This window comes from Capnocytophaga bilenii, assembly GCF_017565765.1.
Taxonomy (GTDB): Bacteria; Bacteroidota; Bacteroidia; order Flavobacteriales; family Flavobacteriaceae; genus Capnocytophaga; species Capnocytophaga bilenii.
In genome coordinates this window covers 283,681-296,479 of the sequence record NZ_JAGDYP010000002.1, presented here as the reverse complement: position 1 = coordinate 296,479, position 12,799 = coordinate 283,681, and the positions used below count along the sequence as shown (strand labels likewise).

The following is a 12,799-nucleotide window of genomic DNA, read 5'->3' as shown; positions in this document are numbered from 1 at the left end:
AAATATCTAAACAAATGGAAATAAATCGTATTAAAGGAAAAATTGCTTTTATCTCGGGTGCCAGTAGTGGGATAGGAAAGGCAGTAGCCGAAAAATTGGCTCAAATGGGGGCAAACCTTATTCTATGTGCACGAAGAGCAGATGTTTTAGCTGAACTAAAAGCTAAAATAGAAAAAGAACACGCTGTGGAGGTCATCACCTTAGCTTTTGACGTGAGAAACTACCAAGAGGTGGCGAAAAATATCCAGTCCCTACCTGAAAAATGGCGACAAATTGATATGCTCATCAACAATGCGGGTTTGGCAATAGGATTGCAACACCTCCACACCTACGCCCCAGAAGATATAGACCAGATGGTTGATACCAACATTAAAGGGTTTACTTATGTCGCTAATAGTGTGATTCCGCTGATGCTCGCCACTGGCAAGGTGGGAACGATCGTGAATGTAGGGTCGGTAGCGGGGGAAATAGCCTACCCCAATGGCAGTATTTATTGTGCGACCAAGTTTGCCGTAAGAGCCCTCAGCGATGCAATGCGCATAGAGCTAATGGACAAAAACATAAAGGTAACGAACGTAAAACCAGGGTTGGTAGAAACTAATTTCAGCAAGGTACGTTTCAAAGGCGACCAGCAGAAAGCGGATAATGTGTACAAAGGCATTACACCCCTATATGCCGAAGATATTGCCGACACTATCGCCTATATCGTCAATCTGCCTGACAAAATTCAAATTACTGATATTACTGTCACTCCGCTGCATCAAGCAGATGCTATTCACGTTCACAAATTGACAAATTAGTCAATTTAGCAAAGTTGATTGCTCTGATAATTAATTATTTTTTGGATTATGTTACAACAAAAAACATTATCTTTATTCCCTAATTTAATAAAAAAACGTTATGAAGAAACTGTTAATCTTAGGAAGTCTTGCTGTCATTGGAGTTGCTTGTTGCAAAAATGATGATGACAACAATAATAAAAACAACATCCCTGACCCGTGGGAAGAAAAGATTATATTACCTAAAAAGTACATCATAGAATATTCAGCAGATAGTTCCACCGAAATGGTTTACACCGTAGAGGATGGTTTTATCAAAGATGCAAAAGAGTACGAAATTTCTGGATCAGAACGAAAGGAGGTCAAACATTTGATGATTACCCCCCTAAAAGGTAAAAAGCTTCCTGCCAGAATAGATATTGATAAAGATGGTATCGCTCAAGAAGTTGTAGAATTCAGCTTCAACGACCAAGACCAAGTTACTGAAATTAAAAAAAGTGAATTAGGAAAGTTTTCTATGTCTATTACTTTTGAATACAAAGATGGGAAGCTAAGTAAATTTGCCCCCTATCCCTTCAGCAGTTTACAATCTTACCTACCCAGACGCCCATACTGTGGTGGCAACGGGAGATTCTGGATACGACACATATACTTATACTTTTAGTCCAGAAGGCAACTTGATAAAGAAAGTGTACGATAATCTCACAAATGGAGTAGTTTCTTTTAGAAAGACCTATCTATATGAATATGACTTACAGAAGAAAAACCCGAAGAGAAACCTGCAAATACAACTTATCGCGTTAGCAAACACTCCTTTAGAAAATTACACCTTTTATGAGCTTTATGAAGCCACTAATAGCAAAAACCTTGTAGTGAAAGTATTCGAACGAACCCAACAACTAAAAGACTCTGACAATCCCAACTTAGGACTTACTACAGGTAACCCATACTTAAGTACAGAATATAAAAATGAAGCTAATAATCCGCAAAGTTACGCTACTAAAATTACCAAAGTGATAGATGGGTATGACAGTACTATTGAGAAATATGAGTACTAATAAAGAGAAGTATTAAAATTCACTAATTTCCTCTTATGTTAAAAACCTTAGAACAACAATACCAATTTCAATATCCTGAACTATATCATCGGCTTTATGCTGACCAAATGCTCGATATAGGCGAATATACTTCACATTGGAGCAAGGAAGTATATCCACGACTTAAAAATCACCCTCCACTCTTTTTGTACAGTGGTGATTTTGAGTTGATACCACTTGCTAATATTGCCGAAGCTATCGAAGAACTCAACGGCGAGGAGAGTTGGTTCAACATCAATCCCAATTACCTTTTTATTCCATTCGGAGAAACAGGGGGCGGTGATTATTATTGCTTTTTGTACGACCAAAACGCTCCCAACCCCCCATCGCTGGCGCGAGCTTTCAGCTCGTGTCCTATAGTACTCTTGCAACACGATTCTGACGAGGCTGAGCTATTGGCAAACACCCTCGAAGACTTCTTTTTCTATGAGATGCTCAACTCGGTGAACGATATATACGAGGGGTCGCTCGTACGCAGTGAAGGTGATTTCTACGAGAATATTACCCGCCTACTACAAAGTCACCTGCCTTATATAAGCAACGAGGCGCAACGAGAAGTAATACAAGAAGTTTACAGCCGAAAACTCACCGATTTCACACGTGTGTTGCCACGTTTTACCCAAACCTATCAAGGATTATTATCCGATGAAGAATTGGTGCAACTTCTGCAACAGTATATCCCCATAATAGGCGAGAAGACCTTTGTATATACAACTGAAAATGAAATAGAAAGCACCCCTCCGCGATATATAGACGGAACGCTCTATGTGCGGGTAAGTCCTATTCCTACTAAAAACGATAAAGTGTATGATGCCCTCAAAGCGCTGAATTGGCGACAAAACAAAGCTGTTACCGACCGCTTAGAGTACAGCAAAAAAATGCAATTGTACTACAACGACCAGTATGGTATCCCGTGGGAAGAGTATATTTTAGGTGCTTTCAAAGAGCGTATTGAGGCGCTTAAGAAATTCCCCAATGTAACCGTAATTTTTGAACAAGTAAACAATGACTAAACAAGAAAAAGATTTCAGCGACCTCTCTCAAAAACTCCTCACCACTACCGATGGTAGTGAGTATCACGAATTGGTAAGAAAAATAGTGAAGAAGTACGGCGAGAAGATGCATCGGGAGACCTTACAAACCTTAGTACAAGCAGTAAAAGAAAGCAAAATTACCCACGCTCGCAACTTTGTAATCGCACGTATCTCGGAACTTGTGACCGAAAACGACACTGCGCTCGCGCCTTTCTTCTACGAAATGATAACCAAAGGCTTACCCTATTGGGCTTTTAGCGGACTGCTGAAAGTAGAAGGCGACAAGTGCTATCCTTTTTTAGTAGACTACTTGCAAAAGAAGGGTAACAAAGAAAATAAAGGAAGCGCTATCATTGCCTTAGCCGAGCATAGCGGACAGCCTTTTAATAACGATTTGCCCTCTGACCCTGCTTATTGGGAAACCCTACCTATGGAAAAAGTACTTGAATGGCAGGCACAAGGTTATCCAAAAAAACAAGCTCAAAACGAGTTTTCTTTTTTGATACAAAATCCACAAACCAACTTAGAAAAAATAATGGCTAAAATAGAGCAGGTTTTAGCAAAAGAGAGAGATTTTTGGCACGTAAAATCATATCAATATAACCGCACTATTTTGGAAGTACCCAAAAAGCAAGTTATCGAGGAGATTAAAACACGTTGGCAGCTGCCTGCGGTCTATCTCACTTTCTTAGAACGCTTTTCGCCTGCCGAGGATGCTTTCCTCAAAGACATCAATCTGTATGGTGCTAATACTTTAATAGCGCATCAATGTGGTTATGCTTTCAGTAGCCCCAATGATGAGCTCTTTCCCGATTGGAAAGCCCATTGGCTCGTAATCGCTGATAAAGATGCCGATCCTTATATACTCGACCTTTCTAAAAGTGACGGAAATGAATCTCCCATCTACAAAGCACCCCACGGTGCAGGTCAGTGGAAATGGCGTAAAGTATCGGGAACTTTCTTAGAATTTTTAGAAAAACTAAGCTAATAAAATTTAGATATTATGGAAGAAATAATCCTTTTAGAACTTTCTAAACAGATAAGAGATCAAGGGTATGACGCTACTCCTGATTTGCCTAATCTTATGATACGAATAGGCGACAAAATGCGTATTGAGCTCGAGCCTATTCCCATCACCTCTGACATTCATAAAAGTGTGTTGCCAATGCATATAGGTACTTATTTAGAAGATGGATTTTTTCCACAAGGAATTTTGGATAATATAGCAGGTTTTGGTGATACTGATGAAGAAAAAATAGATTCATTCATAGAAAATTACCTCTCCACTACATTCCAAACCATCATCAATAGTTTAAGTTGTCTTTTTGATAAAGGTTGCGACATTTATCGGGACAATTATCATTGGCATACCTCTATAGGCAAACTATATTTGTTAGGAAAATGGCAAACGCCTCGCAATGAAAGAGATTTCTATAACCTTTTAATAGATATTTTACCTCAAAATTTCACTACAAAATACCGTATCCAGTCACTGAAATGTTTTGTAGCACGCACAAAAGGCGGATATGTAGCCGAATGTTTATTAAACAATGAAGATTGGCTTGAAGGAGCAGAACGTCTGCGACAATACGCCCAAGTTTGGCAAGACAATGCTTCATTTCTATCTATAAAACAACTATTAATATTCCGCCTTTGTGACGCAATACATAATGAACCTATATCATAATGAACCTTTTAAAAATCTACCGTTACGCCTAATTTTTCAGCAATAATAGCATTGATATAAGCTGAAAGTGCAGGTATCTTTACACTCTCCAATACGGTATTAGCAAAAGCATAGGTAAGCAAAGCTGAAGCTTCTTTTTTGCCTATGCCACGTGATTGCAGATAAAACAACGAATCATCACTAAGCGAACCTACCGTACAGCCGTGCGAACACTTCACATCATCAGCAAAAATCTCTAACTGTGGCTTGGTGTACACTGTTGCCTTATCGGATAGTAATATATTGTCGTTCTGCTGATAAGCATTCGTTTTTTGGGCGATTTGCTCTACCATTATCTTCCCATTGAATACATTGGTCGCTTCATCATTTACGATACTTTTATAGTCCTGATGACTCTCGCAATTGGGGTGAGCATGGTTCACCAGCGTATAATGGTCGGTGTGTTGTGAGCCTTTAAGAATGCTCAAACCTTTGAGGGTTGATTCTAAATACTCGCCTTGGTGATAGAAATTGAGATTGTTGCGAGTGAGTGTACCGCCAAACGAGAAAGTATGCACACTGGCGTGGCTGTTAGCTTCTTGCGAAATATAAGTATTATCAATGAGCGAAGCCGTCAGGCGGTCGTTTTGCAATTTGTAATAGTCAAGGAAAGCGTCTTTGGCTACAAACACTTCAGTAACGGCATTGGTAAGGATAGTCGTAGCGGTATTATTTGATACATTTTGGTGCACTTCAATAACTTTGAGTTGTGCATTTTCGCCCACTGCAATAATATTGCGCGGCTGGTAGCAAGTAGTTTCTGCTCTGTCGTTGAAATACAGCAGCTGTATAGGTTTATCTACCACTTTTCCTTTGGGCACTTCTATATATACCCCCTCTGAAGCAAAAGCAGTGTTGAGGGCTGTAAATACATCGCCTTTTTCGGTATTGGTATTGAAGTATTTTTTGATAAACGCTTCACCGCCCTTGTGTAGAGCCTCCAATAAGGGTGTAACAGTAACGCCTGCAATTGTTTTGCTGGACATCTCTGGGCTGTAATAGCCGTTTACAAACACAAGCAAATAGCAATCGCTGATACTATACTGGTGTAACACTTCGGGCGAAAGAGTTGTCTTCTCATTGGCAGGCTGCCACAAGCTGTAATCAGTAGCTTGAAGGTTGGAGAGTGAAGTGTATTTCCACGCTTCTACTTTTTTATGTGGGAAACCTTTTTCGGCAAAGAAACTAAGGGCTTCTTTGCGAATATCTTTTAATATATCGTCTTTATGAGGGAAAGCCTCAAATGAAGCCACCCATTTTTCTTTTAAATCCATAGTTTAATTTGCTAATTATTTCAGCCAATCATAGCCTTTTGCTTCCAATTCTAAGGCGAGGTTTTTATCGCCTGTTTTTACGATTTTACCATCGGAAAGCACGTGTACATAGTCAGGCACAATATAGTCTAAAAGGCGTTGGTAGTGAGTAATGACAAGCACAGCGTTGTTTTCGTTTTTGAGTTTGTTTACGCCATTAGCGACAATGCGCAGCGCATCGATGTCGAGACCAGAATCGGTTTCGTCAAGAATAGCAACCTTAGGTTCGAGCATTGCCATTTGGAAGATTTCGTTGCGTTTCTTCTCACCCCCCGAAAACCCTTGATTGAGAGAGCGCGACAGAAAGTCGGGGTTGATTTCTAAAAGGGCTGCTTTTTCGCGTATTTTTTTGAGCAGCTCGGCAGCAGGCATATCAGGAAGCCCTTGAGCCTTGCGACTCTCGTTGATAGCTGTTTTGATAAAGTTGGTTACCGAAATACCAGGAATTTCCACAGGATATTGAAAAGACATAAAGATACCTTTATGAGCGCGCTCTTCAGGAGCATCTTCTAACAGACTTTCGCCATTGAGGAGAATATCGCCTTCTGTTACCTCAAAATTTTCATTACCAGCAACCACTGAAGAGAGCGTTGATTTGCCCGCTCCATTAGGTCCCATTATAGCGTGTACTTCACCTGCCTTTATTTCTAAGTCAATCCCCTTAAGGATTTCTTTGCCGTCCACACCAGCGTGGAGATTTTTTATTATTAACATCGTTATTTATTTTATAATTTATTGAATTTTTTAAAGTATTCATCTATTTCATCGTGTAGTTCTATACCTACACGCTCAAAGCAATCTAACAAATCTTGATAGGCATTCTCTCCTGCGAGAAAATTCCAAAACTCTTGGGCTACTTTTAGTTCGTTATCTAAATCTAACATTCCCGCCATTGTCCAGCGTGAATAGGGCTTAGGTTCATACGGATTATAAGGTATAGCAATAAGAGTATGTATTTTTCTATTAGGGTCTTCTGCCAATACACAGCCTACCCACTCTAATAGAGTGCGTTTAAATTCTTTAAAGCCTCCTTTGTTAGGCTTAGCTGTTTTAATGTCAAACAAGAAAAGCTCATCTGAATGACTTTCTAACAACACATCTATTTTGGTAGGTTTTACGATGTTCATCTTTCCTTCCTGACAAACAGCCCTAATAGCTTCTATTTCATCTATCTTATTAGGGTTACCATTTATAGTAAGGTTGTCCATAATATCCTGAATAACCCGTTGTGCTTTTTCACTTATCTTATCACCTGCTACCGCTTGTAGTTTAGCAACCTTAAACCGAGATTCAGCTAATGATTTAGCCACAGGCTCAAAAATGCTCGTGCCAAAATTAGTATTCAAAGAATGAATAAACGAAAACAATGCCATACGGTCTTTACCCAATAAGCGTGTATGGAAAGGCATCATCGCAGGCTCAGGGTTATAGTGCTGAAACTTTGTTCTAAGACTATGCCTAAGGGTGTTTTCTACATTAGCTATTTGTTGTGGGGTTAGCATTTTCTTTCATATTTAGTAATTCTTCAATATTTTTATTGAAAATTATCTCAAAATTCTCAAAAAGTTTTTCTCCTCTTTGATTTTTATCAACTGTTTTATAAAGTATTTTCTCTTTTTCTTTAGTATCAAGGTTATTCAATAAAGGATAATTGTTTTGTATTGTTGTAATTATGTAATCTACAATTTTTTTAAATGATTCCTCATCTTGTAAGATATATAAATTAGAGTATATTTTATTTATAAGTTGAGTTTGTTCTTGTAAACTCTCTCCTTCCAACTCTTCAAAATCTTTTTTATTTTTGTCCTTAATAAAATACTTTTCAATAGAATCAATGTCTGTATCTCTGTTTATAAACTTATATAGAAGGTATAAAATATGAAATCTTATTTTTTTATACTCAATATAATTGAGTTGAATATGATCTTCTAAAACTTTATATAGAGATACTATTATTTGATATAGTTTTATAAACCTATCTTCAAATATAATATCAATTAATTTATTTGTAGTAATATCAAAATACCCCGAAACCTTATGTGGAAGATATAATACAGAAGAAAAGAAAGCTCTTAGAATATCATTGATATTCACAATATAATCAACATCATTTGAAATACAATCAATAGAATTTTGTCTTTTATACAAGAAAGATTTTGCTTGAAACTTATTTTTTTGCAAAAAGTCCTCCAAGTCTTTTTGAATATTTTTAATTGATAATAGATCTTTCTCTGAAATACCATTTTGACTATTTGTTCTGATTGTTATCTTTTCATATTCTTCATCATTTGCAATAATAATTTTAACAGGTATTTTAACCAGTTCTATATTAGACTGGTTACTTTTAAAAATGTTGTAAATACTATTTGCTGTTTGGCAACCATTGACTATATTTATAGGGCTAATAATATAGTTTTCTAAAACAGGATTTATCTGCTTAGTTGTAATGGTTAGTCCATTGTTATATAAATGAAATTTACTAGGTTCTTCAATAAGTGTTTTTTCAATATTCTTATTTACTTCTGTATGACCTAAATAAAGTCTAATATTATTTTTAAAAACATCAGGGTACAAAGCCCTAATTCCACTTTCTTGCATAGGTGCTATACTATCAAGCAATTCTTTAGCATTTATGAAACCTATTAAGTAATTATTCTCATACTTGCAATTATCCCTTGGAATTATTAGCTTATATTGATTAGAGTTAAATCGTTCATATAACTCATTGAGTTTTTTAGAACCTTCTAAATGTATTTCTACAGGACCGTAATCTGCATACTGATTTTTAACATAAGTAATATCAGCATCCCAATCCCTTCTTAAACATTCAATATCATTTTCATTTTTTTGTGTGTAAAAAGTAAGAATAAAGGAGGCTTCTAATTCTGGGTTTGCTTTTATCTCTCTAATAAAATTAACCAATTTCATTAAAATTGTATCTGTTTCAGAAATCCCCTCGCCTTTTATTACTTTTATAGGAATTTCAACAAATTTTTTAAAATCACCTAAGTCTGCTCTTAGACTCTTTTTTGTTTGAATGAGATGAAATTCTATTTTATTATCATTATATAATATAGCTTCTTTTATTTCTTCGATATTATCTTCTAATGAATATATTTTATTAGAGATCAATAAAAAGAATGCATCGCCTCCTTGAGCAGACCCTAAGGATATCTCTTTACCTATTTTTTGTTTTGAATTGTACGATTGACTTGAATATTCCCAGCAATGTAAGGAGTTAGCAAACCATTCAAATTTTAAACTGTCTTCTTTTGCTATTTCTTTTTTACCAAAATTATTATCTATAAATTTTTCAGTATATTTTTCTATCTTTTTTTTCATTTTCCTATTTTTCTTTTAAATGAAATATAATCTCAGCATATGCGTTTTTGTCTTTTTCGGTACGATTGAGAACAGGGCGTTTGTATTGGTTTACAATACGCATTCCAGCTCGCTCAGCTATTTCGGGATATAAGCCGTACTTGTCGTTGGCTACCAAAAATACATCGTAATCATCGGCTAAAAAACGTTTGCTATTGGTAAGCACTTCAGCAATACCCGCTACATACATACGTTTGGCTTCCTGCCCTTGTCCTTTGTAAAGGGGACCTATCTCTTTATCGTCATTGCGCTCAAAACCAAAAAGGTCGTAAGCATAGGCGTGTTGCTCGTGATAATCAATCAGCCCTACATAAGGCGGTGATGAGAAAATACCCTTTATTTTCTGCTTTCTTGCTAAAGCTGCAAACTCAGGGATCTTATGCTCTAATGCCTCAAAGATATCAATGGTACGACTATCACCTTGCAAACACTTTTGGTAGGTATTAGTACGCAATTCTTTAAATTTTTGCAAACGCTTGATAGTGTCTTTGGTATAGGTTTCCCACCATTTCAATATAGAAAATAGAGGCTTGCACACCTTGCCGTGTTTAGCACAATAGTAAGAGGTAGTTATGGGCTCTATTAGCGTGGCTAAATCAGCGTGAGTGGTGGCACGACAACTGCGAATGGTTCGGCTCAAAATGAGGGTAACTATACGCTTGGTAGCGGGATTAGCAATCTGTTTAATAAGGTTAAACACAAAATCTATTTCCTCTCGTACGTGCTGTATATACCATTTATCTAAGAAAGTATCAGCTTTAGCTTGTTTTAGTTGAATGTGATACTTTTCTACAAGTGCTTGATAAATAGGTAAAAACTTTTGTTCTTTTTCAGCCCCGTATACTTTGCCGTCTATCTCTTTGCGCTGTAAGCGGTATTTATAGTCGGGTACGGGGAAGAACTCTTTATTGAAATTATTGAGTGCTTCGGTAAGTTCAGCATCAAAAGCAAGTATGTGTTTTTCTGCTAAAAACTCCTTTAAGGCTTGGGTAATGCGGTGCGTTTCGTTATACACATCTACCAAATCGTAATGTCCTACCTTAGCATTGCCTATGAGCGCATTAAAAGCCGAGACATCTATCCCTATAGCGTGCATTCCTAATTCTGAGGCTTGCACCATAGTAGTACCACTGCCTGAAAAAGGGTCGAGGACTATATCGCCTGCTTTAAAAAAGACTTCTTTTTTGAATGCATCAGTATGGGCATCTAAAAAGTATTCTACTAACTGCGGAATAAATTTTCCTTTGTATGGGTGCAAGCGGTGTACGTGCTTAGTGGTTTCTGCTTCCTTGTATTGCTCAAACGACAGATTCCAATTGAGGTCATCGCCTAATTTGTCTTTCCATTGCGAAGCCCTATTTATACCCAAAGCATCGTAATACGATTTTAGTTCTTCTTTATCTATCTGGGTAACACCATTATTTTCAAATTTCTTTACTTTACCATATTGTACCAAATAGGAGATATTTGAGGAAGTAACATTCTTCCCCATATATTCCGTTGCCCACAATGAGGCTTGTTGCAATGTAAAGTATTGATTTGTATTTAGCATAACACTATGTGCTCCTATATTTTAAGTCGCAAAGGTCGGATATTATTTTGAATTATACAAATTATTATCCTTGTTCATGTCTATACTCCTATTTTTAGGATCTATAATAATGCTTTTTATGTCGGTTAGTGGCATATCGAGTGTGAAAGTGTATGTAGGGTTTCCCCAGCCCCAAGCGGGCAACACGGTACGCTCATAAGCTGGATAAACATTAGGCTTTTCGGCATAAGTCATTCGCAAAGGTATGTATATATAGCGCACCTTACCTGCCTTGTCGGTTACCCATATATCCACAGGCAAAGGAAGTCTATCTAAGCGTTTTAGCGTTACTTCGGTTTTGTTGTTTTTGTTTTCTACCTTGTCAATGGCATAGTCGGCGGTGTGGTTTGTTTCCATAAATTCGTTGAGGAACCACTGCAATTGCATCCCCGATACTTTTTCGGCTATACGTACAAAATCATTAGGAGTAGGATTTTTGAAAGCATATTCTTTATAATAGCGTTTAAGAGTTTTTATCAGCGCTTCATTACCCATAATATAATCTAACTGGGTGAGGAATAGCAAGCCTTTATAGTAGGCGGTAGCGGTATAGCCGCGATTTGTAGCAAAGCGATCGGAGTGGGTAATGGTGGGCTCGTGCAGTCCCATTTTTACCATTCTAAAGAAGCCTTCGTAAGCATCTTCAAAAGGGTCATCGCTTTGGTTCAAATTCAAAACATAGTGTTCGGCAAGATATTCTATATAAGAAGTAAAGCCTTCGTCCATCCAAGGATAAGCTGCCTCATCGGTAGCAAGTAGGTGCTGAAACCAAGCGTGAGCGAGTTCGTGTGCAGCAGTGCCTACTAAACGTTCGTACTTTTCGTTACCTACCATAAGGGTACACATAGCGTATTCCATACCACCGTCTCCGCCTTGTATAAACGAATACTGAGGCCAAGGGTATTTACCTACAAGTTGATTGTAGTAAGCGAATACCTGCAACATAGGCTGTTGTATTTTTTTCCACGTATCTTGGTATTTTTTATAGATGAAGTGAATCGTTTTGCCGTCAGCCAATTGGTGCTTGTCGTGCACATACTCGGGGTCGGCAGCCCACGTAAAATCGTGTACGCGCTCTGCGATGAAGTGCCACGTTTTGGTAGGCGATTTAGTAGCAGGCACTTTTACTCCCTTATCTTCATAGCCAAAGCCTATTTCGTTAGGATTTTGCAATACGCCCGAAGCACCTACAAGGTAGGTTTTATCAAGGGTGATTTTCACATCAAAATTACCCCATACGCCGTAAAACTCACGCCCTAAATATTCGGTAGTGTGCCAACCTTTGTGGTCGTAAGCGACCATTTTGGGGTACCATTGTGCCATAGAAAGCGCTACCCCATCAGGACTATTGCGCCCTGCACGGCGTATCATCACCGGCAGCTGACCTTCGAAGTTTAGGTTGAGAACTGTTTTGCTATGAGGCAATATAGGGGTAGGAAGTATTACCTTCAGAATTGTACTTTCGTGCGAAAAAGTAGCGTTTTTGCCATCTTGTGTAAGCGATTTAATGCGCAGGTAGCCCATCTCATCGGGGGCAAGTTTGGCAATTCTACTTTCATATATCGGCTGCTGACGTGTTCCTTTGTTAATTGTCATACGGCTATCGGGGTCGGGTAGGTTTTGCAGGTTAGCGTCCATTTCGCTATTGGGCTGGAACGCATTGTAATAAAGGTGAAAAAATACGGTAGAGAGCGTATCGGGGGAATTATTAGTATACGTAAGTTTTTGCACACCCTTGTACTGAAAGTTTTTGACGTTCATTGCCACATCTATTTGATAGTCAGCTTGTTGTTGCCAAGCATTGTCTTGAGCAAAAATGCCGATAGTCCAAGCGAAAGCACAGAGTGTAAGGATAGATTTTTTCATTATATTTCTTAT

The 12,799-nt window shown here is 37.8% G+C and carries 10 protein-coding genes and 1 pseudogene; 5 read left to right on the top strand and 6 right to left on the bottom strand.

Annotation, left to right across the window (positions count from 1 at the left end; translation table 11 throughout):
• Positions 1-14: 14 nt before the first annotated feature.
• The 5 genes and pseudogenes from J4N46_RS03730 to J4N46_RS03710 all read left to right on the top strand — a co-directional run bounded on the left by J4N46_RS03730 (position 15) and on the right by J4N46_RS03710 (position 4,597).
• A complete protein-coding gene (locus J4N46_RS03730) occupies positions 15-800 on the top strand; it encodes an SDR family NAD(P)-dependent oxidoreductase (protein WP_208058204.1) in 786 nt (261 codons plus the stop codon).
• Between the two features lie 100 nt (positions 801-900).
• Positions 901-1,837: pseudogene (locus J4N46_RS12940) on the top strand (hypothetical protein).
• Positions 1,838-1,872: 35 nt separating this feature from the next.
• Complete coding sequence (locus J4N46_RS03720; protein ID WP_208058203.1) at positions 1,873-2,889, top strand: SMI1/KNR4 family protein; 1,017 nt, start codon at positions 1,873-1,875, stop codon at positions 2,887-2,889.
• A complete protein-coding gene (locus J4N46_RS03715; RefSeq protein ID WP_208058202.1) occupies positions 2,882-3,898 on the top strand; it encodes an SMI1/KNR4 family protein in 1,017 nt (338 codons plus the stop codon). The genes J4N46_RS03720 and J4N46_RS03715 overlap by 8 nt, the downstream gene beginning before the upstream one ends.
• A 15-nt stretch (positions 3,899-3,913) precedes the next feature.
• The gene (locus J4N46_RS03710; protein ID WP_009415950.1) at positions 3,914-4,597 is read left to right on the top strand and encodes a DUF6348 family protein; all 684 of its coding nucleotides are present in this window, start codon (positions 3,914-3,916) and stop codon (positions 4,595-4,597) included.
• 8 nt (positions 4,598-4,605) lie between these two features.
• Here the strand turns inward: J4N46_RS03710 and sufD are convergent, their stop codons facing one another.
• Genes sufD through J4N46_RS03680 form a run of 6 tightly spaced genes read right to left on the bottom strand, consistent with a single transcriptional unit; the run spans position 4,606 to position 12,787 of the window.
• Positions 4,606-5,910: a Fe-S cluster assembly protein SufD gene (sufD, locus tag J4N46_RS03705; protein ID WP_208058201.1), complete on the bottom strand. Its 1,305-nt coding sequence runs from the start codon at positions 5,908-5,910 to the stop codon at positions 4,606-4,608.
• Positions 5,911-5,925: 15 nt separating this feature from the next.
• Entirely contained in the window at positions 5,926-6,663 is a 738-nt protein-coding gene (gene sufC, locus J4N46_RS03700; RefSeq protein ID WP_009415948.1) for a Fe-S cluster assembly ATPase SufC, read from the bottom strand.
• 11 nt (positions 6,664-6,674) lie between these two features.
• Positions 6,675-7,451 carry a TdeIII family type II restriction endonuclease gene (locus tag J4N46_RS03695; protein ID WP_208058200.1) on the bottom strand — a complete coding sequence of 259 codons (777 nt, stop codon included), beginning with the start codon at positions 7,449-7,451 and terminating at the stop codon, positions 6,675-6,677.
• Positions 7,426-9,291 carry an AIPR family protein gene (locus J4N46_RS03690; RefSeq protein WP_208058199.1) on the bottom strand — a complete coding sequence of 622 codons (1,866 nt, stop codon included), beginning with the start codon at positions 9,289-9,291 and terminating at the stop codon, positions 7,426-7,428. Before J4N46_RS03690 ends, J4N46_RS03695 begins: the two co-directional genes overlap by 26 nt.
• A 4-nt stretch (positions 9,292-9,295) precedes the next feature.
• Positions 9,296-10,882, bottom strand: coding sequence for a DNA methyltransferase (locus tag J4N46_RS03685; RefSeq protein WP_208058198.1), 1,587 nt, complete (start codon positions 10,880-10,882; stop codon positions 9,296-9,298).
• A gap of 42 nt (positions 10,883-10,924) precedes the next feature.
• Complete coding sequence (locus J4N46_RS03680) at positions 10,925-12,787, bottom strand: M1 family metallopeptidase (protein ID WP_208058197.1); 1,863 nt, start codon at positions 12,785-12,787, stop codon at positions 10,925-10,927.
• Between the last annotated feature and the right edge of the window lie 12 nt (positions 12,788-12,799).

What these genes read in the sequence shown, in the direction of transcription:
- J4N46_RS03730 (WP_208058204.1), top strand. Translation starts at nt 15, where the DNA reads ATGGAAATAAATCGTATTAAAGGAAAAATTGCTTTTATCTCGGGTGCC.
- J4N46_RS03720 (WP_208058203.1), top strand. Translation starts at nt 1,873, where the DNA reads ATGTTAAAAACCTTAGAACAACAATACCAATTTCAATATCCTGAACTA.
- J4N46_RS03715 (WP_208058202.1), top strand. Translation starts at nt 2,882, where the DNA reads ATGACTAAACAAGAAAAAGATTTCAGCGACCTCTCTCAAAAACTCCTC.
- J4N46_RS03710 (WP_009415950.1), top strand. Translation starts at nt 3,914, where the DNA reads ATGGAAGAAATAATCCTTTTAGAACTTTCTAAACAGATAAGAGATCAA.
- sufD (WP_208058201.1), bottom strand. Translation starts at nt 5,910, where the DNA reads ATGGATTTAAAAGAAAAATGGGTGGCTTCATTTGAGGCTTTCCCTCAT.
- sufC (WP_009415948.1), bottom strand. Translation starts at nt 6,663, where the DNA reads ATGTTAATAATAAAAAATCTCCACGCTGGTGTGGACGGCAAAGAAATC.
- J4N46_RS03695 (WP_208058200.1), bottom strand. Translation starts at nt 7,451, where the DNA reads ATGCTAACCCCACAACAAATAGCTAATGTAGAAAACACCCTTAGGCAT.
- J4N46_RS03690 (WP_208058199.1), bottom strand. Translation starts at nt 9,291, where the DNA reads ATGAAAAAAAAGATAGAAAAATATACTGAAAAATTTATAGATAATAAT.
- J4N46_RS03685 (WP_208058198.1), bottom strand. Translation starts at nt 10,882, where the DNA reads ATGCTAAATACAAATCAATACTTTACATTGCAACAAGCCTCATTGTGG.
- J4N46_RS03680 (WP_208058197.1), bottom strand. Translation starts at nt 12,787, where the DNA reads ATGAAAAAATCTATCCTTACACTCTGTGCTTTCGCTTGGACTATCGGC.